The sequence below is a fragment of the Burkholderia sp. AU33423 genome, assembly GCF_002223135.1.
Lineage (GTDB): Bacteria > Pseudomonadota > Gammaproteobacteria > Burkholderiales > Burkholderiaceae > Burkholderia > Burkholderia lata_D.
In genome coordinates this window covers 868,025-891,288 of record NZ_NKFH01000005.1, presented here as the reverse complement: position 1 = coordinate 891,288, position 23,264 = coordinate 868,025, and the positions used below count along the sequence as shown (strand labels likewise).

Annotated in this window: 26 protein-coding genes; 6 read left to right on the top strand and 20 right to left on the bottom strand. The window is 66.2% G+C overall.

The genetic code is table 11. The features are described from left to right. Positions 1-74: 74 nt before the first annotated feature. The 8 genes from CFB50_RS16675 to CFB50_RS40010 all read right to left on the bottom strand — a co-directional run bounded on the left by CFB50_RS16675 (position 75) and on the right by CFB50_RS40010 (position 8,535). Positions 75-914, bottom strand: a complete 840-nt coding sequence (locus tag CFB50_RS16675) for an ABC transporter permease subunit (RefSeq protein WP_089446576.1) — start codon at positions 912-914, stop codon at positions 75-77. After that, positions 911-1,897, bottom strand: a complete 987-nt coding sequence (locus CFB50_RS16670; RefSeq protein ID WP_089446575.1) for an ABC transporter permease subunit — start codon at positions 1,895-1,897, stop codon at positions 911-913. Before CFB50_RS16670 ends, CFB50_RS16675 begins: the two co-directional genes overlap by 4 nt. 10 nt (positions 1,898-1,907) lie before the next feature. After that, entirely contained in the window at positions 1,908-3,062 is a 1,155-nt protein-coding gene (locus tag CFB50_RS16665) for an ABC transporter ATP-binding protein (RefSeq protein WP_089446574.1), read from the bottom strand. Between the two features lie 188 nt (positions 3,063-3,250). Further along, positions 3,251-4,369, bottom strand: coding sequence for a polyamine ABC transporter substrate-binding protein (locus CFB50_RS16660; RefSeq protein ID WP_089446573.1), 1,119 nt, complete (start codon positions 4,367-4,369; stop codon positions 3,251-3,253). Between the two features lie 61 nt (positions 4,370-4,430). Continuing rightward, entirely contained in the window at positions 4,431-5,873 is a 1,443-nt protein-coding gene (locus CFB50_RS16655; protein ID WP_089446572.1) for an aspartate aminotransferase family protein, read from the bottom strand. 37 nt (positions 5,874-5,910) lie between these two features. Then, positions 5,911-7,248, bottom strand: a complete 1,338-nt coding sequence (locus CFB50_RS16650) for a glutamine synthetase family protein (protein WP_069249052.1) — start codon at positions 7,246-7,248, stop codon at positions 5,911-5,913. A gap of 29 nt (positions 7,249-7,277) precedes the next feature. Next, positions 7,278-8,066, bottom strand: coding sequence for a gamma-glutamyl-gamma-aminobutyrate hydrolase family protein (locus tag CFB50_RS16645; protein ID WP_089446571.1), 789 nt, complete (start codon positions 8,064-8,066; stop codon positions 7,278-7,280). 283 nt (positions 8,067-8,349) lie between these two features. Then, on the bottom strand, positions 8,350-8,535 hold the full coding sequence (locus tag CFB50_RS40010; RefSeq protein WP_039355339.1) for a hypothetical protein: 186 nt from the start codon (positions 8,533-8,535) through the stop codon (positions 8,350-8,352). A 455-nt stretch (positions 8,536-8,990) separates the two neighbouring features. Between CFB50_RS40010 and CFB50_RS16635 the strand changes: the two genes are divergently transcribed. After that, positions 8,991-9,542 (top strand): cupin domain-containing protein, encoded by a 552-nt coding sequence (locus tag CFB50_RS16635; RefSeq protein ID WP_069249383.1) that lies wholly within the window; start codon positions 8,991-8,993, stop codon positions 9,540-9,542. A gap of 96 nt (positions 9,543-9,638) precedes the next feature. Beyond that, positions 9,639-11,129, top strand: a complete 1,491-nt coding sequence (locus CFB50_RS16630; protein ID WP_089446570.1) for an aldehyde dehydrogenase — start codon at positions 9,639-9,641, stop codon at positions 11,127-11,129. A gap of 64 nt (positions 11,130-11,193) precedes the next feature. On the opposite strand, the gene CFB50_RS16625 is transcribed toward CFB50_RS16630, so the two are convergent. Further along, on the bottom strand, positions 11,194-11,394 hold the full coding sequence (locus CFB50_RS16625; protein WP_089446569.1) for a heavy-metal-associated domain-containing protein: 201 nt from the start codon (positions 11,392-11,394) through the stop codon (positions 11,194-11,196). Positions 11,395-11,743: 349 nt separating this feature from the next. Between CFB50_RS16625 and CFB50_RS16620 the strand changes: the two genes are divergently transcribed. Together CFB50_RS16620 and CFB50_RS16615 are read left to right on the top strand one after the other, a co-directional pair. Next, positions 11,744-12,076 (top strand): cupredoxin domain-containing protein, encoded by a 333-nt coding sequence (locus CFB50_RS16620; protein ID WP_069249049.1) that lies wholly within the window; start codon positions 11,744-11,746, stop codon positions 12,074-12,076. Positions 12,077-12,088: 12 nt separating this feature from the next. Continuing rightward, complete coding sequence (locus CFB50_RS16615; RefSeq protein ID WP_089446568.1) at positions 12,089-12,925, top strand: FTR1 family iron permease; 837 nt, start codon at positions 12,089-12,091, stop codon at positions 12,923-12,925. Between the two features lie 118 nt (positions 12,926-13,043). On the opposite strand, the gene CFB50_RS16610 is transcribed toward CFB50_RS16615, so the two are convergent. From CFB50_RS16610 to CFB50_RS16570, 9 genes are all read right to left on the bottom strand, one after another. Continuing rightward, complete coding sequence (locus tag CFB50_RS16610; RefSeq protein WP_011353435.1) at positions 13,044-13,262, bottom strand: hypothetical protein; 219 nt, start codon at positions 13,260-13,262, stop codon at positions 13,044-13,046. Then, positions 13,262-13,723: a hypothetical protein gene (locus tag CFB50_RS16605; protein ID WP_089446567.1), complete on the bottom strand. Its 462-nt coding sequence runs from the start codon at positions 13,721-13,723 to the stop codon at positions 13,262-13,264. Before CFB50_RS16605 ends, CFB50_RS16610 begins: the two co-directional genes overlap by 1 nt. 67 nt (positions 13,724-13,790) lie before the next feature. Further along, a complete protein-coding gene (locus CFB50_RS16600) occupies positions 13,791-14,111 on the bottom strand; it encodes a helix-turn-helix domain-containing protein (RefSeq protein WP_089446566.1) in 321 nt (106 codons plus the stop codon). Beyond that, on the bottom strand, positions 14,104-14,469 hold the full coding sequence (locus CFB50_RS16595; protein ID WP_089446565.1) for a type II toxin-antitoxin system RelE/ParE family toxin: 366 nt from the start codon (positions 14,467-14,469) through the stop codon (positions 14,104-14,106). Before CFB50_RS16595 ends, CFB50_RS16600 begins: the two co-directional genes overlap by 8 nt. Before the next feature lie 129 nt (positions 14,470-14,598). Continuing rightward, entirely contained in the window at positions 14,599-16,416 is a 1,818-nt protein-coding gene (gene glmS, locus CFB50_RS16590; RefSeq protein ID WP_089446564.1) for a glutamine--fructose-6-phosphate transaminase (isomerizing), read from the bottom strand. A gap of 50 nt (positions 16,417-16,466) precedes the next feature. Continuing rightward, on the bottom strand, positions 16,467-17,828 hold the full coding sequence (gene glmU / locus CFB50_RS16585) for a bifunctional UDP-N-acetylglucosamine diphosphorylase/glucosamine-1-phosphate N-acetyltransferase GlmU (protein ID WP_089446563.1): 1,362 nt from the start codon (positions 17,826-17,828) through the stop codon (positions 16,467-16,469). A gap of 134 nt (positions 17,829-17,962) precedes the next feature. Then, positions 17,963-18,958: a tRNA 2-thiocytidine(32) synthetase TtcA gene (gene ttcA / locus CFB50_RS16580; RefSeq protein ID WP_069249044.1), complete on the bottom strand. Its 996-nt coding sequence runs from the start codon at positions 18,956-18,958 to the stop codon at positions 17,963-17,965. Continuing rightward, entirely contained in the window at positions 18,955-19,359 is a 405-nt protein-coding gene (locus tag CFB50_RS16575) for a dihydroneopterin aldolase (protein WP_043186999.1), read from the bottom strand. The genes ttcA and CFB50_RS16575 overlap by 4 nt, the downstream gene beginning before the upstream one ends. Positions 19,360-19,438: 79 nt before the next feature. After that, entirely contained in the window at positions 19,439-20,182 is a 744-nt protein-coding gene (locus tag CFB50_RS16570) for an SDR family oxidoreductase (RefSeq protein WP_089446562.1), read from the bottom strand. Between the two features lie 13 nt (positions 20,183-20,195). Here CFB50_RS16570 and CFB50_RS16565 point away from each other — a divergent pair, with 13 nt between their 5' ends. Both CFB50_RS16565 and CFB50_RS16560 read left to right on the top strand, forming a co-directional pair. Then, the gene (locus CFB50_RS16565) at positions 20,196-21,389 is read left to right on the top strand and encodes a class I SAM-dependent methyltransferase (protein WP_089446712.1); all 1,194 of its coding nucleotides are present in this window, start codon (positions 20,196-20,198) and stop codon (positions 21,387-21,389) included. Between the two features lie 11 nt (positions 21,390-21,400). Beyond that, on the top strand, positions 21,401-21,595 hold the full coding sequence (locus CFB50_RS16560; protein ID WP_039355363.1) for a DUF2905 domain-containing protein: 195 nt from the start codon (positions 21,401-21,403) through the stop codon (positions 21,593-21,595). A 157-nt stretch (positions 21,596-21,752) separates the two neighbouring features. Here CFB50_RS16560 and CFB50_RS16555 read toward each other — a convergent pair whose 3' ends face one another. After that, positions 21,753-22,847 (bottom strand): IS5 family transposase, encoded by a 1,095-nt coding sequence (locus tag CFB50_RS16555; RefSeq protein ID WP_089446561.1) that lies wholly within the window; start codon positions 22,845-22,847, stop codon positions 21,753-21,755. Positions 22,848-23,002: 155 nt separating this feature from the next. Then, positions 23,003-23,224 carry a hypothetical protein gene (locus tag CFB50_RS16550; protein WP_069249042.1) on the bottom strand — a complete coding sequence of 74 codons (222 nt, stop codon included), beginning with the start codon at positions 23,222-23,224 and terminating at the stop codon, positions 23,003-23,005. Positions 23,225-23,264: the final 40 nt, after the last annotated feature.

Sequence of the window (23,264 nt, the reverse complement as noted above, 5' to 3'; positions counted from 1 at the left end):
TCGCGCGCCCCCCCTGGGGCGGCGCGTCTTGCTTGTCTGCAGTGCTTGTTATCTTGGGAACGGGAGGCGATGCGTCACGCCACCGCGAACGCCGCCTTCATGTCGGCGATGCGGCGCCGCTCGCGCGCGATCATCATCCGGTTCACGACGATCACGCCGATCGTCACCGCCGTGATGAACAGCGTCGCCAGGGCGTTCATCTCCGGGTTCAGCCCCAGCCGCACGCGCGAGAACACCACCAGCGGCAGCGTCGTCGAGCCCGGCCCGGACAGGAATGCCGACAGCACCAGGTCGTCGATCGACAGCGTGAACGACAGCAGCCACCCCGACAGCAGTGCCTGCGAGATCAGCGGCAGCGTCACCACGAAGAACACCTTCAGCGGCGTTGCACCGAGATCCAGCGCCGCCTCTTCCAGCGACTTGTTCATCTCCTTCACGCGCGACTGCACGATGATCGCCACGTACGACACGCACAGCATCACGTGACCGATCCAGATCGTCACCATCCCGCGCCCCTTCGGCCAGCCGAACATCTGCTCCAGCGCAACGAACAGCAACAGCAGCGAGATACCCTGGATCACTTCCGGGATCACCAGCGGCGCGTTGATCATCCCCGTGTACAGCGTGAAGCCCTTGAAGCGGCCGAAGCGCGCGAGCACGAAGCCCGCCCACGTGCCGATTACGACCGACGCGGTGGCCGTCAACAGGCCGATCTTCAGCGACAGCCACGCGGCGGTCAGCAGCTCGTCGTCGTCCAGCAGCGCCGCGTACCACTTCAGCGAGAAGCCCGACCACACCGTCACCAGCTTCGACTCGTTGAACGAGTACACGACCAGGCTGATGATCGGGATGTACAGGAACAGGAAGCCGAAGGCGAGGACGCCCGTCGACAGCGGTTTGCTCGGCTTGATCATTTCGCGTCCTCCAGTTCCTTGACCTGGTAGTACTGGAACAGCGCCATCGGCACCAGCAGCAGCATCACCATCGCGACCGTCACCGCGGACGCCATCGGCCAGTCCATGTTGTTGAAGAATTCATCCCACATCACGCGGCCGATCATCAGCGTGTCGGCGCCGCCGAGCAGCTCCGGAATCACGTACTCGCCGACCGCCGGGATGAACACCAGCAGGCTGCCGGCGATGATCCCGTTCTTCGACAGCGGCAGCGTGATCCGCGTGAACGCGACCCACGGTTTCGCGCCGAGGTCGTACGCGGCTTCGAGCAGCGTGAGGTCCATCTTCACGAGGTGCGCGTACAGCGGCATCACCATGAACGGCAGGTACGAATAGACCATCCCGATGTAGACGCCCGCATCGCTGTGGTAGAGGCGCAGCGGCGTGTGGATGATGCCCAGCGCGATCAGCGTGTGGTTCAGCAGGCCGTCGTCCTTCAGGATGCCGATCCATGCGTACACGCGGATCAGGAACGACGTCCAGAACGGCAGCATCACGGCCATCATCAGCACGTTGCGGCGGTTCGGTTCCGAGCGCGCGATGTAGTACGCCATCGGATACCCGATCAGCAAACACAGCACCGTCGACACGGCGGCCATCTTCAGCGAGCTGAGGTAGGTCGCGATGTACAGGTCGTCCTGCAGCAGGAACGCGTAGTGCGACAGCTGCAGCGCGAAGTGCACGACGCCGTCCTTGATCTCGACGAGCGACGTGTACGGCGGGATGCCCATCACCTGGTCGGCGAAGCTGATCTTCAGCACCAGCACGAACGGCAGCGCGAAGAACACGGCAAGCCACACGAACGGCACGCCGATCGCGACGCTGCGGCCCGACGGCAGGAAGCGCGACAGGAAGTCGAAGCGGCCCGGGCGGGCGCGGCCGGTGCCGGCGCTCGCGGCGCCGGTCGGCACCGGCGCGGACGGATTGGAAGCGGAGGTTCTCATCGTGGCGTCCTCACTGCGTCAGCACGACGCCGCTGGCCGGCGACCACGACACGAACACGTCGTCGTTCCACGCCGGCGCGTTGTCGTTCATCAGGTGCGAGCTCGACAGGTTCGACACGACCGTCTTGCCGCTCGGCAAGCGCACGTGGTACAGCGAGTAGCTGCCCATGTACGCGATGTCGGTCACGACGCCGCGCGCCCAGTTGTGTTTCGAGCCCGGCTTCTCGCGCGACACGTGAATGCGTTCCGGGCGCACCGAGATGCCGACCGGCATGCCGAGCGGGCCGGTGACGCCGTGGCTCACGTACATGCGCGCCTCGAGGTCGTCGCTCTCGACGAAGATGTGATCGGGCTCGTCCTCGACCACGCGGCCTTCGAACAGGTTGGTCGAGCCGATGAATTCGGCCGAGAAGCGGCTGTTCGGAAACTCGTACACCTCGCCCGGCGCGCCGATCTGCACGATCTTGCCTTCGCTCATCACCGCGAGGCGGCTGGCCATCGTCATCGCCTCTTCCTGGTCGTGCGTGACCATCACGCAGGTCACGTCGACCTTCTCGATGATGTTCACGAGTTCGAGCTGGGTCTTCTGGCGGATCTTCTTGTCGAGCGCGGACATCGGCTCGTCGAGCAGCAAGAGCTTCGGGCGCTTGACCAGCGAGCGCGCGAGCGCGACGCGCTGCTGCTGGCCGCCGGAGAGCTGATGCGGCTTGCGCTGCGCGTACTTGCTCATCTGCACGAGCGCCAGCGCATCGGCCACGCGCTCCTTGATCTCGTTCTTTGGCGTGCCTTCCTGCTTCAGGCCGAACGCGACGTTCGATTCGACCGTCATGTGCGGGAACAGCGCGTACGACTGGAACATCATGTTCACCGGGCGGCGGTACGGCGGCAGCGACGCGAGGTCCTCGCCGTCGACGAAGATCTTGCCGGAGGTGGCCGTCTCGAGCCCGGCGAGCATGCGCAGCAGCGTCGACTTGCCGCAGCCCGAGCTGCCGAGCAGCGCGAACAGCTCGTTCTTCGCGATCGTCAGGTTCACGTTGTCGACGGCGGTGCTGTCGCCGAATTTCTTCACGACGTTTTCGATGCGCACGAAGGCGTCGTTTTGCGTACGGGCCGCGAGGGCCGGTTGGGTCTGTCGTGCAGCAGCGGAAGAGGGTATCGATTGCATGGGATTCACCATTCGTTCTTCACGGATTGCAGGCGTGAGCGTCCCCGCGCGAGGCGCAGGACGCGACTCACGGGCGACGGCTCGTGCCGGATGGAACAGTGCGCGCGGCGCGCACGGGCGGACGGAGGTCCGCGGATCTCAGGCGGGCAGGCGTCAAGCGACGCCTGCGCCGCCGGAATTCAGGGCGATCAGTGGCCGGTCTTCAGTTGGGCCCACAGGCGGTTCTCGAGGCGCAGGATGTCGGCCGGCATCGGCTTCATCAGCACCATCTTCTTCAGCACGTCTTCAGGCGGGTAGACGGTCGGGTCCTGCGCGACGGCCGGCGTGACGAACTGGTGCGCGGCCTTGTTCGCGGTCGGGTAGAACACCGTATTGGTGATCGCCGCGTTGACCTTCGGATCGGATACGTAGTTGATCCACTTCAGTGCGCTCTCGGGGTGCGGCGCATCCTTCGGGATCACCATCACGTCGAACCACAGCAGGCCGCCTTCCTTCGGATTCGAGAACTTGATGTCGTACGAACGCTTCGCCTCGGCCGAGCGGCGATGTGCGATGCCGACGTCACCCGACCAGCCGAGCGCGACGCACACGTCGTTGTTCGCGAGGTCGTTGATGTAGCCGGACGAGTTGAACTGGGTGATGTACGGGCGGACTTTCTTCAGAACTTCGAAGGCTGCCTGGTAGTCGCCGGGATTCTTGCTGTTCGGGTCCTTGCCCATGTATTGCAGCGTGGCGGCGAACACGTCGACGGCCTGGTCGAGGAACGACACGCCGCAGCTCTTCAGCTTTTCCATGTTGGCCGGGTCGAACACCAGGGCCCAGCTGTCGACCGGCGCCTTGTCGCCGAGCGCCTTCTTCACCGCCTGCGCGTTGTAGCCGATGCCGTCCGTGCCGTAGGCCCATGGCACACCGTACTGGTTGCCCGGATCGGCATCCGAGATCATCTTCATCAACAGCGGGTCGAGGTTCGCGAGGTTCGGCAGCTTCGACTTGTCGAGCTTCTGGTACACGCCGGCCTGGATCTGCTTGGCCATGTAGTTCGACGTCGGCACGACGATGTCGTAGCCCGAACTGCCGGCCAGCAGCTTCGCCTGAAGCGTGTCGTCGCTGTCGTAGTTGTCGTACTTGACGTGAATGCCCGTCTGCTTCTGGAAGTTCGGGATCGTGTCGGGTGCGATGTAGTCGGACCAGTTGTAGACATTCAGCTCGTCGGCCGCGTGTGCCGTCGGGCTGGCGACCGACGTGAACGCGGCCGCGGCGGCAAGGGCGGCAACAGAACAGGCTTGGCGAAGAAAGCAGGCACGCATGGTGGAATTCCCCTGGTTATGGCGGCGTGCGGCGCCCGCCGCACGCCTGTAGGCAAAACCGTTACGAAATACCCAGTTGCTGGGCGGTTGCATCGACTGCTTTTTTCGCCTTCGATACGAGTTCATCGATTTCCGGACGCGAGATCACGAGCGGCGGCGACAGCAGCATCCGGTCGCCGGTCGCACGCATGATCAGGTTGCCGTTGAAGCAGAAGTCGCGGCAGATCGTGCCGACGTCGCCGCCGTTCGCGAAGCGGCGGCGTTCGGCCGGCGCTTCGGCGAGCTGGAGGCTCGCGACGAGGCCGTGGCCATGCACTTCGCCGACGATCGGGTGACGCGCGAAGGTTTCGCGCATCAGCGCCTGGAAGTACGGGCCCGTGTCGTTCTTCACGCGCTCGACGATTCCTTCGTCGCGCAGCAGCTTCAGGTTCGCGACCGCGACGGCCGCCGCGACCGGGTGCCCCGAGTACGTGAGGCCGTGGTTGAATTCGCCGTTGTCGATGATCGGTCGCGCCACGCGTTCGTGAATGCCGACCGCCCCCATCGGCACGTAGCCCGACGTGAGGCCCTTCGCCATCGTGATGAGATCGGGTTCGAAACCGAAGTGTTGGTGTGCGAACCATTCGCCGGTGCGGCCGAAGCCGCCGATCACTTCGTCGGCCACCAGCAGGATGTCGTACTTGCGGCAGATCCGCTGGATTTCCGGCCAGTACGTCGACGGCGGGAAGATCACGCCGCCCGCACCCTGGAACGGCTCGCCGATGAACGCCGCGACGTTCTCCGCGCCGAGTTCGAGGATCTTCGCTTCGAGCTGCTGTGCGCGGGCGAGACCGAACGCTTCCGGCGTTTCGCCGGCTGCCGCTTCACCGAAGAAATACGGCTGGTCGATGTGCACGATGTTCTCGACCTTCGACGGCATCTGCTCGTGCATGTAGCCCATCCCGCCGAGCGTGCCGCCGGCGATCGTCGAGCCGTGATAGCCGTTCTTGCGCGAGATCACGTACTTCTTCTGCGGCTGGCCCTGCACGCGCCAGTACTGGTGCACGAGGCGCAGCACGGTGTCGTTGCCTTCCGAGCCGCTGTTGCAATAGAAGAAGTGGTTGAAGCCCTTTGGCGTGACTTCCGCGAGCATCGCGGAGAGTTCGATCACCGGCGGGTGGGTGGTCTTGAAGAAGGTGTTGTAGAACGGCAGCTCCTGGATCTGGCGATACGCGGCGTCGGCGAGCTCCTTGCGGCCGTAGCCGACGTTCACGCACCAGAGGCCGGCCATCCCGTCGATCACCTTGTTGCCGTCCGAGTCCCACAGGTAGACGCCGTCGGCCTTCACGATCACGCGGCTGCCCGCGCGATTCAGCGCGCCCATGTCGGAGAACGGGTGAATGTGGTGCGCGGCGTCGAGCGCGCGGTATTCGGCGGTCGTGCGCGCCTGCGTCGCACGGGGCGCTGCGGCCGTGGCGCTCGGTGCGGCCGGCTGGATCCAGGCAGATTCGTTGCGGTACGTCATGTTTCCTCCGTGATTCCGTATTCGGTCGGGTGCATGCTCAGACGTGCAGCAGCAGATGGCGGCGTTCCCACGAGCTGATCACGCGGAAGAACGCTTCGTATTCGGTTTCCTTCAGCGCGAAATACGCCTTCAGGAACTTGTGGCCGAGGATCTCGCCGAGCGGCTCGCAGGCGGCCATCAGCGTCAGCCCTTCCTCGAGGTTGCGCGGCAGCTGGTACGGCAGGTCGTAGCCGTCGCTGACGAGCGGCTCGGTCGGCTCCAGGCGCTGCGTCATGCCGAGATAACCGGCCGCGAGCGTCGCGGCGAGCGCGAGGTACGGATTGCAGTCGACGCCCGGGATGCGGTTCTCGATGCGGCGCGCCGACGGGCCCGAGTGCGGGATGCGGAAGCCGACCGTGCGGTTGTCGTAGCCCCACTGCACGTTGATCGGCGCGGCCATGAAGCGCGACAGGCGGCGATACGAGTTGATGTACGGCGCGAAGATCGGCATCAGCGCCGGCGTGTACTTCTGCAGCCCCGCGAGGAAGTTGTAGAACATCGACGTCGCGCCGCCGGTTTCCGGTGACGTGAACAGGTTCTGGCCCGTTTCCTCATCGACGATGCTCTGGTGCACGTGCATCGCCGAACCCGGTTCGTTTTCCATCGGCTTGGCCATGAACGTCGCGTACATGTTGTGACGCAGCGCGGCCTCGCGCACCGTGCGCTTGAACAGGAACACCTGGTCGGCCAGCGACAGCGCGTCGCCGTGCATGAAGTTGATCTCCATCTGCGCGGCGCCGACCTCGTGGATCAGCGTGTCGATGTCGAGGTTCTGTGCTTCGCAGTACTCGTAGATGTCCTCGAACAACGGGTCGAACTCGTTGACGGCCTCGATCGAATACGACTGGCGGCCCGTTTCGGGGCGGCCCGTGCGGCCGACCGGCGGGCGCAGCGGCAGGTCCGGGTCCTTGTTCATGTCGACCAGGTAGAACTCGAGTTCCGGCGCGACGACGGGCTTCCAGCCCTTCGCCTTGTACAGGTCGAGCACGCGGCGCAGCACGTAGCGCGGCGAGATCTCGACCGGCGAGCCGTCGAAGTGCACGCAGTCGTGGATCACCTGCGCGGTCGGGTCGACGGCCCACGGAATCAGGCGGATCGTCGACGTGTCGGGCACGCACACCATGTCGGGGTCGGTCACGCCGGTCAGCGACCCGTCTTCCGGATATTCGCCGGTGACGGTCTGCACCATCACGGCCTGCGGCAGGCGCATCGATTCGCCGGACGTGAACTTGTTGCGCGGCGTGATCTTGCCGCGCGCGATACCGGCCATGTCGGGAATGATCGCTTCGATCTCGGTGATCCGGTGCTGCTTCAGAAAGTCTTCGATGTCTTGCATGTTTGTTCTCGTTGGTTGAGTCGGCGCGCTCAGGCGAGTGCGGCGGCGGCCATGGCGCGCGTACGGGCAGCGCGGCGGGCGCGGCAGGCATCGCCGAAGGCGCGGAAGATCGCGCTCGACAGCGGGTCCTGCGCATGGCGCCATTCCGGATGCCACTGCACGGCGAGGGCGAAAGCCGGTGCGTCGACGACGCTCACGGCTTCGATCAGCCCGTCCGGCGCGACGGCCTCGACGGCGAGGCCGGAGCCGAGCTGGGCGATGCCCTGCTTGTGCAGCGAGTTCACGTGCACTTCGTCGCGGCCGCCGGCGAGCGCGTGCAGCGCGCCGCCGGGCGTCAGGCGCACGACGTGCGCGGGGCCGTATTGCGTGTCCATCGGCGCGTCGTCGTCCTCGCGGTGATCGGCGAGGCCCGGCACTTCATGCACGCGCTGGTGCAACGTGCCGCCGCAGACGACGTTCAGCTCCTGGAAGCCGCGGCAGACGGCCAGCACCGGCACGCCCGCGGCGATCGCCGCGCGCAGCAGCGGCAGCGTGGTCGCGTCGCGGGCCGGGTCGTGCTTCGTGCCCGGTGCGCTCGGTTCGCCGCCGTACCGGTGCGGCTCGACGTTCGAGTAGCTGCCGGTAAACAGCAGGCCGTCGACCGTGTCGAGTACGTCGTCGACCGACTGGCGCTCACCGAGCGCGGGCAGCACCATCGCGAACGCTTGCGCGCCGTCGACGATCGCTGCGACGTATTTGTCGCCGACCGTATGCGACGCATGCGCACCGATTTGCGTGTGGTCGGCGGTGATGCCGACGAGGGGTTTTCTTCTATCCATGACGTCAATCAGTTATCCGGAGGAGCGTTGCGTCTTGCTTGCCGGATGTGGCGAAACGCCGGCGTGCAACGGCCCCGCAGCCTTGCGCAAGAGGCAAGGCCGCTGATGAATGGGCGCAACGGGATGGCGTGGCGATCCGCGCTGCGCGCGACGATCAGGCCGTCGTTCGTTTCATTGCGAGTCGCGACGCAGCAACGCATGCGCGAACGCGTTCCGTCACCGCACGGACGATGCGGTTGGCGAATCAGCAATCGAAACGAACGACGTAAAGAAAGGAGAGGCGCTACGGCAGCAGCGACGCCACTTCGTCGGTATCGACGGCGACGAATGCGCGTGCTGAAACGGCGTTGTGACGCCGAACGGAACGACGGGACAGGATGGTGTAGATCGACAGATGAAGCAGGCGAGGACTATGCCAGCCGCAACTGCCGTCGTCGGAAGCGGACGACGCGCTGCGCAAACTTCGCACATCGCCTCGATCCCACCTCACCAGAGGGCCACGGACTCTCACGATTACACTCGACTGGGTTGTTGAAAGTATTGAACACCTGACCGTTTCGACGCGCTGGGCGTTTAAAATAATCAAGGTGCCGGTTACGCGTTATTTACATTGATGGGCATCAATTTTTGCGTTGCAATAACGTTTTCTGCTGCCGATGAATGCTTGATGACGCTAACCTGAGAGCCAGCATATACGAGCCAAAAACGGCGTCAAATGTTTTTTAACGGTGTTGTATCAGGGCTTTCCCGAGCAGTGCGAACAAAAGATTCGCAAAAGGAATAATCGACACGGTGTTCATTATTTCGAACGCCTTTCAGGGTTTTCCCCGCTGATGCGCGGCATAAAGTGATTAGAATATTCAACGGCTGTCCACCGCGTCGTTTCACTTTGTCATCGCACTTATCGTGTCCGAAACCGAATCGATGTCCACCGAAGTCGCCGAGCGCCTGCGTTTCGTGCGCAACAAGCAGGGCCTGTCGCAGCGCGAACTCGCGAAGCGGGCCGGCGTGACCAACGGCACGATCTCGCTGATCGAACAGGGCCGCGTGAGCCCGTCGGTCGGCTCGCTGAAGAAGCTGCTCGAATGCATCCCGATGAGTCTCGCGGAGTTCTTCACGTTCGAGCTCGTCGAATCGCGCTCGGTCGTGTCGCGTCGCGACGAGATGCCGAACCTCGGCAACGACACGCTCGCGTTTCATCTGGTCGGCGCGAGCATGAAGGACCGCAACATGTGCATCCTGCGCGAGATCTACCAGCCGCAGGCCGATACGGGGCCCGAGATGCTCGTGCACGCGGGGCACGAGGGCGGTGTCGTCGTGTCGGGCCGGCTCGAGCTGACCGTCGACGGCGCGACGTGGCTGCTCGACCCCGGAGACGGCTACTACTTCGAAAGCCGTTTGCCGCATCGTTTTCGCAATCCCAGCGCGGACCTGATCTGCGAGGTCGTCTCGGCCAATTCGCCGGCGACCTTCTGACCGTCCCCCGCGCGTCACTGCATTCGCTGCCGGCCGCCTGCGCATCATGCGCAGCGGCGTGCCGCTTCGCGAATGCCAAAAAACTGAGGCATCCTGATGAACAAGTTGACTTTGGCTGACTGGCAGGACAAGGCGGCGTCGCTCGAGATCGAAGGGCGTGCATTTATCGACGGCGCATCGCGCGACGCGCACGGCGGCAAGACGTTCGACTGCGTGAGCCCGATCGACGGCCGCGTGCTCGCGCAGGTCGCCGATTGCGGCGAAGCCGACGTGAACGCGGCCGTCGCGGCTGCGCGCCGCGCGTTCGACGCGGGCGTGTGGGCTGGCCTGAACCCGCGTGCGCGCAAGGCCGTGCTGCTGCGCTGGGCCGCGCTGATGCGCGAGCATCTGGACGAACTGTCGCTGCTCGAGACCCTCGACGCCGGCAAGCCGATCGGCGACACGACGACGGTCGACGTGCCGGGCGCCGCGTACTGCGTCGAATGGTTTGCGGAAGCGATCGACAAGGTGGGCGGCGAAGTCGCGCCGGCCGACCATCATCTCGTCGGTCTCGTCACGCGCGAGCCGGTGGGTGTGGTGGCCGCCGTCGTGCCGTGGAACTTCCCGATCCTGATGGCTGCGTGGAAATTCGGTCCCGCGCTCGCGGCCGGCAATAGCGTCGTGCTGAAGCCGTCGGAGAAATCACCGCTGACCGCGATCCGTGTCGCGCAGCTCGCGGTCGAGGCCGGCATTCCCGCCGGCGTGTTCAACGTCGTGCCGGGTGCGGGCGAGCCGGGCAAGCTGCTCGCGCTGCATCGCGACGTCGACTGCATCGCGTTCACGGGTTCGACGGCGGTCGGCAAGCTGATCATGCAGTACGCCGCGCAGTCGAACCTGAAGCGCGCGTGGCTCGAACTCGGCGGCAAGTCGCCGAACATCGTGCTGCCCGATTGTCCCGATCTCGACCGCGCGGCGCAGGCGGCTGCCGGCGCGATCTTCTACAACATGGGCGAGATGTGCACGGCAGGCTCGCGCCTCCTCGTGCATCGCGACATCAAGGACGCGTTCATCGAGAAGCTCGTCGCGGCCGCGCGCGCGTACGTGCCCGGCAATCCGCTCGATCCGTCGGTGTCGATGGGCGCGATCGTCGACGGCATCCAGCTCGAGCGCGTGCTCGGCTATATCGAGGCCGGGCGCAGCGAAGGCAGGCTCGTCACGGGTGGTGCGCGCGTGAAGGCGGAAACGGGCGGCTTCTACGTGGAGCCGACGGTGTTCGAGGTGAAGCCTGATGCGAAGATCGCGCGCGAGGAGATCTTCGGGCCGGTGCTGTCGGTGATCGTGTTCGACGACGTCGACGAGGCCGTGCGGATCGCGAACGACACCGAATACGGGCTGGCGGCGGCCGTGTGGACGTCGAACCTGACGACCGCGCACGACGTGTCGCGCCGGCTGCGTGCGGGCACCGTCTGGGTGAACTGCTACGACGAGGGCGGCGACATGAACTTCCCGTTCGGCGGCTACAAGCAGTCGGGCAACGGTCGCGACAAGTCGCTGCATGCGCTCGAGAAATACACCGAGCTGAAGTCGACGCTGATCCGGCTGCGCTGACGCGCAATCGGGCGCGGGCGCAGCGCCGGTCGGCGGTGTGCCCGCGGGTCGCGGCGCGCGGGCGTTATGCGGCGCGCAGCGCGGGGTGGAAACCGGCGGCTTCGATGATCGACTGCACGCGCTCGGCGCCTTGCGCCGATTCGACCTTGACGATCTTCGTCGCGACGTCGATGTCGAGCTTCGCGGCGGGATCGGCGGCCGTCACCGCGCGCGTGATGGCGTTGGCGCAGCCGCCGCAGGTCATGTCCTGGACTTCGAATTCCATCGTGTTCTCCTGAGTTGACGATTGACAAGCATCGACAGCATGAAGCTTGCCACGGTGGGAAGGTCAAGCGTACGCGTGTCGCCGGAAATCCGTGTCGCGGCTTCGCTGCGGCGACAGTATTTTGTAAACGTGAAGTCTGATGAATCGCGAGCGAGCCTTTGACGTCATTCGGAACTTGTCCCGATTGACGGCGAAGCGTTTCGGGCGCCGCGGGGCGGATGCCTTGTCGGGCAACGCGCGACGGCGATCCATGAAGCGTGATCACCATGACGCCAGTAAGGGTACGCGAGTTGAAAATGCGAATCGATCTTAGTATCGGTTCCCTTCGATATTTCAATTCGTTACCCTCATGAACCGTTTTGCTTTCGGCTTTGCGCTGGCCCTGCTGGGCGCATCGGCAACGTCCGCATTCGCGGCCGACGATGTCGTCAACCTGACCCTGAAGGATCACAAGTTTTCGCCGGACGGCGTGACGATCCCGGCCGGCAAGAAGGTGAAGTTCGTCGTGAAGAACCTCGACACGACGCCCGCCGAATTCGAGAGCGACGACTTCAAGGCGGAGAAGGTCGTGCCCGCCGGCAAATCGGTGGAGATCCTGGTCGGGCCGCTGAAGGCCGGCACGTACGAATTCCACGACGAGTATCACGAAGCGCAGTCGAAGACGCACCTCACCGTCAAGTAAGCCCATATCGCCATGTTGTCTACCGCCCTGATCGTCTTTCGTGAAGTGCTCGAGGCCGCGCTGGTGGTGTCGATCGTGATGGCCGCCACGAAGGGCGTGCTGCGGCGCGGCTGGTGGGTCGGCGGCGGCCTCGCGGGCGGCGTGATCGGCGCCGGCCTGATCGCCGCGTTCGCCGACGGGATTTCGCAGTGGGCGTCCGGCATGGGGCAGGAGGTTTTCAACGCGGGCGTGATGTTCGTCGCGACGCTGATGCTCGCGTGGCACAGCATCTGGATGAGCCGGCACGGCCGCGAGATGGCGATGCAGATGACCGAGGTCGGGCGCGCCGTCGCGGACGGCAGCAAGCCGCTGACGGGGCTGGCGATCGTGGTCGGTGTCGCGGTGCTGCGCGAAGGCTCCGAGGCTGTGCTGTTCCTGTACGGCATCGCGGCGGGCGATCCCGGGCAGACGCCGCAGATGATCGTCGGCGGGCTGCTGGGTGTGCTTGGCGGCGCCGGGCTCGGCTACGGGATGTATGCGGGCCTGCTGCAGATTCCGCTGAAGCGCCTGTTCTCCGTCACCAACTGGCTGATCGTGCTGCTCGCGGCGGGGATGGCCAGCCAGTGCGTCGGCTTCCTGCTCTCGGCGGGCCTCGTGCCGTCGTGGGGCGATACGATCTGGGATACGTCGTGGCTGCTCAAGGATTCGAGCATCGTCGGCAAGGCGCTGCATACGCTGATCGGCTATACCGCGCGACCGGCGGGCATCCAGATCGTCGCGTACCTCGCGACACTGGCCACGATCGTCGGACTGGCACGGCTCGTCGGCCGGCCGCAGACGGCAATGCGGCCGCCACGGCCCGCGGCCTGAGTTGTCCGGGTTCGAATGGGAAAGGGGCGTCCATGACGCCCCTTTTTTCATGTGCGGTGTGCGGCCGGCCGATGCGCGGCGTCGGCGACAGCGTGCCGGTGGCGCACGCCGCGCCGGCTCAGCGGTGGCTGTCGATCCAGGCGCGAGCCCATTCGAGCCCCGCGTCGCGCGCGTCGTCCTCGGTGTCGAACACGCCGAGCACGCCGGATGCCTCGACCAGCTTGTTGTTCTGCGTGATCGTGCCGCTCGCCGCGAAGCGCTCGGGCTGCAGGATCTCGTCCTGCTGCAGGATCGCGTGGCCCCAGATCTGGTAGCCGTGGTAGGTTTGCGCTTCCATTATCGAGTCACCTCCGCGGAGCGGCCGTGCGTGCCGACCTGCAGCACGTTGCCGTCCGGCGTGTATTGACGCGGGATATTGGAGTAATTCAGTGCGTGCGGCGCATCGGGCGCAGCCGGCTGCATCACCGTCAGGCGTCCCGGTGCGGGCTGTGCAACGGGGCGCGGAGCGGCCGGCGTCCCGGCCGCGGGCGGGCGATGCGAATCGGCTTTCACGGCCTGCGCGACGCGCCGCTTGTGCGGTTTCGCCGCCGCTTTGGGGGCGGCGTTCGCGTGCTTCTCCGCGCTCTTGCCGGCGCGCGCGTCGGCGCCTGTGTGCGTGGCCGGGGTACGGACTTCCGGCGCATGGGCCGCCGGCTGCCGCGCCTCGGGCGGGTTCCAGACCTCGACGTAATGCTCGGCGGCCCAGCCCGTCGACGCGAACGTCAGCGCCAGCACACCGCATCCAATCAGTCTTACCATTGTCTCTCCGTCATATTCCTTGCGACCCGCGTTCGGCCGGCCGTGCATGCGCATTCGGAGCAGTGGCTCAGGAGAACACCTCGAGCCCGTGCTTCTCGACGATCTGCAGCATCCGGGCCGCGATGCCGCTCGGCCGCTTGTCGCCCTGTTCCCATTGGCGGATCGTCGAAGCCGTCGTGTTCAGGTAGAGCGCGAACACGCTCTGGCTGACGTTGACGGATTTGCGGATGCGGGCGATTGCCTCAGGGTCGAACTGCGGCGCGGCTTCGATGCAGAGCTCGTCGTATTCGCGCATCGTCTTCTTGTCGATCAGCTTGGCGCGATAGAGACCCGACGCGGCGCTGTGGATCGCCTCCGTCGCATCGCTCTTGAATCGACTCTTAGCCATTGCAAATCTCCACAAGCTCTTTCAGTGCGATCAGCGTCGCGACCTCGGCGTTGCTGCGGCGCCCGATATCCGCGGCGAGCTTTCTGAAGGCGCGCAGTTCGCGTTCGGCGATGTCGTCCCGATCGCGTTTCGCGAACAGGAACACGAACACCCACACTCGCCCGACCTTGCTCAGCACGATCCCGCGCTGCCGATTGCCGTCCAGGCGCTTTTTCCAGACGTTGCCGCCGAGCTCGATGCCCTGGCCGCGTGCCAGTTCCCGCGCGGCGCGGCAGAGTTCGGCATCGGCGATGCCTGATTTTCTCGCTGCCTTGTGAAACCACTTCGTCTTGAAGACGCGTCGTACGGAAGCAGGCATGTCGGGTCGGTCGAGTTTGCACAGGATTATATACCACTAAGTGGTATATATTTTGACCTGGCCGAATGGCCTGCTTCACGCCGGACCGCGCCCGGGACGGCCCGGCGGAGGCCATCCCGGCGACCGGTTTTATTCCACCGTCACCGACTTCGCGAGGTTCCGCGGCTTGTCGACGTCGGTGCCACGCGCGCACGCGGTGTGATACGCGAGCATCTGCAGCGGCACGACGTGCAGGATCGGCGACAGTTGCCCGTAGTGCTCCGGCATCCGGATCACGTGCAGGCCGTCGTCGTTGACGATCTGCGTGTCGGCATCGGCGAACACGTACAGCTCGCCGCCGCGCGCACGCACTTCCTGCATGTTCGACTTCAGCTTCTCGAGCAGCGTGTCGTTCGGCGCGACCGTGACGACCGGCATCGCTTCCGTGACGAGCGCGAGCGGCCCGTGCTTCAGTTCGCCGGCCGGATAGGCCTCGGCGTGGATGTACGAGATTTCCTTCAGCTTCAGCGCGCCTTCGAGCGCGATCGGGTAGTGCAGCCCGCGGCCGAGGAACAGCGCGTTTTCCTTGCGCGAGAATTCCTCCGACCACGCGATGATCTGCGGCTCCAGCGCGAGCACGCTGTTCAGCGCGGCCGGCAGGTGGCGCAGCTCCTTCAGGAATTGCGCTTCCTGCGCGGCATCGACGTGCCCGCGCAGCTTGCCGAGCGTGGCCGCCAGCACGAACAGTGCGACGAGCTGCGTGGTGAACGCCTTCGTCGACGCGACGCCGATCTCGGTGCCCGCGTGCGTGAGGAACTGCATTTCGGTGAGGCGCACCATCGCGCTCGTCGCGACGTTGCAGACGGCCAGCGTATGCGTATGGCCGAGCGACTGCGCGTGCTTGAGCGCCGCGAGCGTATCGGCCGTCTCGCCCGACTGCGAGATCACCAGCACGAGCTGGCGCGGGTTCGGCACCGACTCGCGGTAGCGGTATTCGCTCGCGATCTCGACCTGGGTCGGGATCTTCGCGATCGATTCGAGCCAGTATTTCGCGGTGAGGCCCGAGTAGTAGCTCGTGCCGCACGCGAGGATCAGCAGGCTGTCGATGTCCGCGAACGCGGCGGGTGCGGCGTCGCCGAACAGCGTCGCGTCGAACGCGTCCGTTTGCGGCACGGTATCGCTGATCGCGCGCGGCTGCTCGAAGATTTCCTTCTGCATGAAGTGGCGATACGGCCCGAGTTCGACCGCGCCGCCGTAGGCGCTGACCACGCGGATCTCGCGCTGCACGGTGGCGCCGTGGCGGTCGACGATCTTCACGCCGTCGAGCGACAGCTCGCACACGTCGCCTTCCTCGAGGAACGTGAAGTGGTCGGTGCTGCCCGCGAGCGCGAGTGCGTCGGACGCGAGGAAGTTCTCGCCGTCGCCGTGCCCGACCACGAGCGGCGAACCCTGGCGCGCGCCGACGACGGTGTGCGGCTGGTCCTTGTGGATCACGGCGATCGCATACGCGCCGTGCAGCTGGCCCACCGCTTCGCGCACCGCGTCGAACAGGTTGCCGCGATACAGGCTGTGCACGAGGTGGGCGATCACTTCGGTGTCGGTCTGCGACACGAATTCGTAGCCCTTCGCGCGCAGCGCTTCACGCAGCGATTCGAAGTTCTCGATGATGCCGTTGTGGACGAGCGCGAGCGCGTTCGACGAGAAGATCGGGTGCGCGTTGTGTGTGACGGGCGCGCCGTGCGTCGCCCAGCGGGTGTGCGCGACGCCGGTGGTGCCTTCGAGGTGCGATTCGCGCACCTGCGCGTCGAGATCGGCGACGCGCGCGACGCTGCGCGCGCGCTTCGGTGCGTCCGGCTCGAGCACGGCGACGCCGCACGAGTCGTAGCCACGGTATTCGAGGCGCCGCAACCCTTCGATCAGCACCGGAACGATATTACGCTGCGCAACTGCGCCGACAATGCCGCACATGAAATCTACCTTCCATAGGGAAGCGGGCGCCGTACGGCACCCGCGTGATGTTAACTTTTCTTCTTGACCGGGCGGACGTAGCCGCTCTTCGCGGTCTGGGTCTTCTCGTTCAACGCGAGCAGGCCGTCGGCCACGTCCTTCCAGATCGTCGTACCGGCGGCGATCGTCACGCCGCGGCCGACGCGCACGGGCGCGACGAGCTGCGTATCGGAGCCGACGAACACGTCGTCCTCGATCACGGTGCGGAACTTGTTCGCGCCGTCGTAGTTGCAGGTGATCGTGCCCGCGCCGATGTTCACGCGCGCGCCGATGTCGGCGTCGCCGATGTACGTGAGGTGGTTCGCCTTCGAGCCGTGGCCGATCACCGCGTTCTTCACCTCGACGAAGTTGCCGACGTGCGCCTCGTCCGCGAGTTGCGCGCCGGGGCGCAGCCGTGCGTACGGGCCGATCACGGTGTGCGCGCCGAGCTCGGCGCCGTCGATGTGCGTGAACGCGTCGATGCGCGTGCCCGCGCCGACCGACGCGTTGCGGATCACGCAGTTCGCGCCGATCGTCACGTTGTCGGCGAGCGTCACGTTGCCTTCGAACACGCAGTTCACGTCGATCGACACGTCGCGGCCGCAGCGCAGCGTGCCGCGCACGTCGAGGCGCGCCGGATCGGCGAGCGTGACGCCGTCGACGAGCAGCGCGTCGGCGACGTTGCGCTGATGGATGCGCTCGAGTTCCGCGAGCTGCGCCTTGCTGTTCACGCCGAGCGTTTCCCATTCCTCGTCGGGCTGCGCGGTGACGACGTCGAAACCGGCCTCGATCGCGAGTTCGACGACGTCGGTCAGGTAGTACTCGCCCTGCGCGTTCTCGTTCTTCAGCGCGCCGAGCCACATCGACAACTGGGCCGTGGGCGTGACGATGATGCCGGTGTTGATCTCGGCGATCCGCAGCTCGTCCGGCGACGCATCCTTCTGCTCGACGATGCGCGTGACGAAGCCGGCCGCGTCGCGCACGATGCGGCCGTAGCCGGTCGGATCGTCGAGCGTGACGGTCAGGATCCCGTAGCGGCCCTCGCGCGCGGCATCGATGAGGCGCTGCAGGGTCGACGCGCGCGTGAGCGGCACGTCGCCGTACAGCACGAGCGTCGGTTGCGCGGGATCGAGGAGCGGCAGCGCCTGGCGCACCGCGTGGCCGGTGCCGAGCTGTTCTGCTTGCACGGCGAACTGGACGTCGGGTGCGGCGACGGCCGCCTGGACCTGCTCCGCGCCATGACCGACGACGACGACGAGCCGGGACGGCTGCAGCGTGCGCGCGGTGTCGATGACGTGGGAGAGGAGCGGCCTGCCGGCCAAGGGGTGAAGCACTTTGGGCAGCGCGGAACGCATGCGCTTGCCGGTGCCTGCCGCCAAAATCACGATATTCATGGCGCGCGCTTGGGTCAGAGTTCGAAGCCGTCCATTTTAGCATGCGGCCTTTGTCGCTCCGGGCCTGTCGCGGCGGGGCGACAACGCCGAAACGAGGCCGCCGGCCCCGGTTTCGGCGGGTGTTCGGTCCCTGCTTACAGATCGTCGAACTGGACGATCGAGATCGGTTTGGCGCCACCCGGCGCCGCGCTGTCGTCGCCCGACGCGCACGGTTCCTCGTCGAACGCGATGTCGCCCTGCGGATCGGCCTCGCCCGTCGCGCGCAGCGACTGGAACGGGTACAGCGTCGTGTCCATCAGGTGCGACGGCACGACCTTCGCGAGCGCGTTGAACATGTTCTCGACGCGGCCCGGGAAGCGCTTGTCCCATTCGCGGATCAGCGCCTTCATTTCCGCGCGCTTCAGGTTCGGCTGGCTGCCGCACAGGTTGCACGGGATGATCGGGAATTCGCGCAGTTCCGCGTATTTCTCCAGATCGGTTTCCTTCACGTACGCGAGCGGGCGGATCACGATGTTCTTGCCGTCGTCCGACTGCAGCTTCGGCGGCATCCCCTTCAGCTTGCCGCCGTAGAACATGTTGAGCAGCAGCGTCTGCACGATGTCGTCGCGGTGGTGGCCGAGCGCGATCTTGGTCGCGCCGAGCTCGCCGGCCACGCGGTACAGGATCCCGCGGCGCAGCCGCGAGCACAGCGAGCAGGTCGTCTTGCCCTCGGGCACGAGCCGCTTGACGATGCTGTAGGTGTCCTGGTTCTCGATGTGGAACGGCACGCCGACCTGTTTCAGGTATTCCGGCAGCACGTGCTCGGGGAAGCCCGGCTGCTTCTGGTCGAGGTTCACCGCGACGATGTCGAAGTCGATCGGTGCGCGCTCGCGCAGGCGCAGCAGCACGTCGAGCATCGCATAGCTGTCCTTGCCGCCCGACAGGCACACCATCACCTTGTCGCCTTGCTCGATCATGTTGAAGTCGCCGATCGCCTGGCCGACCTGGCGCACGATCCGCTTGAACAGCTTGTTGTTCTCGTACGCGTCCTTCTGTTCGCGGCGCGTCAGCGCCGGGCGGCCGGCCGGGGCGGCGGGCGTGTCGAGTGTGGCGGCATCGGCCGCCGTGTCATTCATGTGGGGGGCGTTCATGCGCGCTCCTCGTCCTTGATGCGAAAGACTTCGACGCCGACGGCGTCGCAGTCCGGATAAGCGTCCGGTTTCTCGGTACAGACGCGTACCGCGCGCACGGCATCGTGCGCCAGCAGGCGCGCGGCGATCGCGTCGCACAGCGTTTCCTGCAGGTGGATGTGGCCGCGCGCCAGGCATTGCGTGACGCTCTGCTTCATCAGATCGTAGTCGACGATTTCATGCAGCCGGTCGTCGACGGGGGTGGACAGCGCGAGCGGCACGAACAGGTCGACATTGATGACGACGCGCTGCTCGCCGCGCTTCTCGTGTTCGAAGGCACCGATGTTGATGTGCACTTCGTAGTCGCGCAGGTAGAGCCTGCGGCAGTCCGCGAGGCGGGGGTGCAGGAGAGCGGAAAACATGGTCGTCCCAGTCAAATTGGCGTGCGCACACGCAAAGCGGCGCGGGCGGCGGCAGTCAGGCCGCGCGTTTCCGCGCAGTTCATTCATTCAGGCCGGCGGCGGGCGGCACGAGGTGCTCGCCGCCGTCGACGGTCAGCGTCGCGCCGGTGACGCCCGGCGCGCTCGCGAGGTAGCAGGCGGCCGCCGCGATGTCGTCCGCGTGCGGCGCGTGGCCGCGCACGAGCGCCGCGACCCGCACCTTCGGCGCGAGCGCCAGCGCCAGCGCCGACGTCGCGCGGTTCAGCGCGGCCTGCATCAGCGCGTGCGACATCTGCGCCGGCGCAGGGTGAAACAGGGCCTGATCCAGCACGTGGATCGCGCAGGCGCGCAGCGCTTCGTGCTCGCGCGCGGCGTCGGGCGTCGCATCGGCGAGCGCGCGGGCCAGCGCGAGCGGCGCCGTCACGTTGCGCGCGAGGGCGCCGGCGAGCGCCGCGCCGTCCACCGTGTGCGCGTCGTCGGCGCCTGCGCTGGCACTCACGAACACCGCGCACGCGGGCCGGCCGAGCGCCGCGCCGCACGCGGCGACGAGTCCGGCGGCCTCGGCTTCCAGGGCCAGATCGGCGTCGAGCACGACGGCGCGGCGGCCGAGTGCCGCGACTTCGGCGACGAGCGCGTCGGCCGCCGCATGCGGCGCGCCGTGGCTGCGCTGCAGCGCGACGTCCCAGCCGCGCCGGGCGAATCCCGTCGCGAGCGCACGACCGATCGACGCGGCGTCGGCCGCGCTGCCCAGGGCACCCGTGATGAGCGCCACGCGCTGGGTCGACGTATCGGCTGAAACGGTCATTTACAATGCCGGGATGAACCCGAAAGCTCACGAACCCGCTAGTTTACCTGCTCCCGGCCCTGACGCGCTTGCGCAGTCCGAAACCCTTGCCGCGCAACTGCGCGACGAGATCGCGGCGGCCGGCGGCTGGCTGCCGTTCGACCGCTTCATGGAGCGCGCGCTGTATGCGCCCGGCCTCGGTTATTACAGCGGCGGCGCGCGCAAGTTCGGGCGCCGCGCCGACGACGGCAGCGACTTCGTCACCGCGCCGGAGCTGTCGCCGCTGTTCGCGCAGACGCTCGCGCAACCGGTCGCGGAAGCGCTCGCGGCGAGCGGCACGCGCAGCGTGATGGAATTCGGCGCCGGCACGGGCAAGCTCGCGGCCGGGCTGCTCGCGGCGCTCGACGCGCTGGGCGTCGAACTCGACGCCTACCTGATCGTCGATCTCTCGGGCGAGCTGCGCGAGCGGCAGCGCGACACGATCACGGCCGCCGCACCGACGCTCGCCGCGAAGGTGCGCTGGCTCGACGCGCTGCCCGAGCGGTTCGACGGCGTCGTGGTCGGCAACGAGGTGCTCGATGCGATGCCGGTGCGCCTGTTCGCGAAGGCGGGCGGCGCATGGCAGGAGCGCGGTGTTGCGCTCGACGCGCGGCAGGCGTTCGTGTTCGAGGACCGTCCGGCCGCACCGGCCGGCCTGCCGCCGGTGCTCGCGGGTCTTGACGATGCGGACGACGGCTACGTGACCGAGACGCACGAGGCCGCGCTGGCGTTCACGCGCACCGTCTGCACGATGCTCGGGCGCGGCGCGGTGCTGCTGGTCGACTACGGCTTTCCCGCGCACGAGTACTACCACCCGCAGCGCGACCGCGGCACGCTGATGTGCCACTACCGTCATCATGCGCACGACGATCCGTTCCTGTACCCGGGGCTGCAGGACATCACCGCGCACGTCGAATTCACCGGCATCTACGACGCGGCCGTCGCGACGGGCGCCGATTTGCTCGGTTACACGTCGCAGGCGCGCTTCCTGCTGAACGCGGGCATCACCGACGCGTTGTCCGCGATCGATCCGTCGGATATCCATGCGTTCCTGCCGGCCGCGAACGCGGTGCAGAAGCTGATTTCCGAAGCCGAGATGGGCGAGCTGTTCAAGGTGATCGCGTTCTCGCGCGGCATCGACGGCACGCTCGACGCGTTCGCGCGCGGCGACCGCTCGCACGCACTCTGACGGGAGCCGACATGCTGCGCTGGCTGATGACGTCGTTCGTCGCGGTGATGATCCTGACGCGCTGCTGGCCGTGGCTCGGCAAGCTCGGCATCGGGCGGATGCCGGGCGACGTCACGCTGACGCTCGGCGGGCGGCGCTACCCGTTCCCGTTCATGTCGACGCTGGTGCTGACGATGCTGCTGTCGATGGTGGCGCGGCTGCTCTAGCAGGCTGTTGAAAAACGCCTCGTCTTGATCACGAGGTCGCTGCGTAAAAGGATTTCGTATGCGATTGGCTGCTGAGTTGGCGACGGATCGTCGAAGCTGGACCGCTCGCGAGCGGTCCAGTCAACGCGTTGCCGCGCAACGGCCGCGCTTGGGCGGCTCATTGCACGGCTCCTTGCTGCACCACCGTCAGCATTCGCGCCATTCGAGTCAGGTTGCTCGCCAGCATCGTCAACTTGAAGTGCTGATCGACCCGCTTGACGCCGCGATACACGGTCTGTCGAATCCTGCCGACAGTCTTGCCCCAGCCGAAGTGCTCTTCGATGCGTTTGCGAATCACTTGGCTGATGCCATAGCCGGCGTGCCGCGAGGTGCGGCCGTCGATCGCGCTGCCGCCTTGATGAGAATCGTTGCGCGCGACATGCGGCGTGACTTTGCGCGCCCGGCAATCGCGCACAAAGTCGCGCATGTCGTAGCCCTTGTCGGCGCCGAGCGTCTTGGCATGACGACCCGGCACGCAATCGAGCAGGCGCAACGCACTGGCCCGTTCGGCGAATCCGTCGGCGTGACTCACCACGGCGCCGACCACCAAGCCCGAACGATTCTCCATCAGGATGTGCCCCTGATAACAAAGGACGGCTCCGCTTTGCCTGCCCTTTCGAAACAGCCGGGCATCCGGGTCTGTGCTCGATTCATGCGTGTCGTTGCTGCGCCGTTTGCCTTTCCAGTCCGTGTCGGCGTTGCGTCCACCGCCGGCCGGCGGATCGTCCGAGCCGTCCTTGGGACGGAAGCTCTTGTGGCTGGCCCACGCCTGAATCAGCGTGCCATCGACCGAGAAGTGCTCTCTGGACAGCAGCCCTTGCTTGTCGGCCAAGCGCATGACTTCGGTAAAGAACGCTTCGACCACTTCGTGTTCGAGCAAGCGATCCCGGTTCTTCGAGAACACCGAGTGGTCCCAGACAGCGTCTTCGATAGCCAGGCCGACGAACCAGCGGAACAGCAGGTTGTAGCGCATCTGCTCCATCAGCATGCGCTCGCTGCGCACCGAGTAAAACACCTGCAGCAGCAACGCACGCAGCAGCTTCTCCGGCGCAATCGAGGCGCGACCGCTGTCCGCATAGATCGTGCCGAACAGCCCGTTGAGCCGCTTCAACGCCTGATTGACCAGCAGCCGAAGCGGCCGCAACGGGTGATCGGCCGGCACGAAGTCTTCCAGCTTCACCGTCATGAACAACGGTTCTTGCATCTCGTCCATTCCACGCATCGGCTCATCTGCTCAAGATCATGAACACGATATCTCTAACGCACCGCCCTTCGAGCCCGTTTACACCGTTCCCAATTTCAACAGCCTGCTAGGGCCTGTTCACGCTGATAACGGACCCTAAGCCGCGCAGAAAAGAGCGGCAGGCGTCACAGCTCGATTTCGCCGAGGATCCGGTGCGCGAGCGCCTTTGCCTCCTCGAACGCTTCCTCCTCGCTGGGGCTCGTCGAGTGGACGTCGTAGCGCGTGTTCTCGGTGTCGTCCCCGTCGTCCCGCGCGAGGATCACGTAACCCTGGAACTGCCCGTTGCCCGCATGCTGGGTATGCGCCTTGGCCGTGTAGATGCCCTTCGTGAACGTGTTGGTGTCCATGGTGCTCTCCCGCAAAAGGACACTTCATCGTAGCACTGCG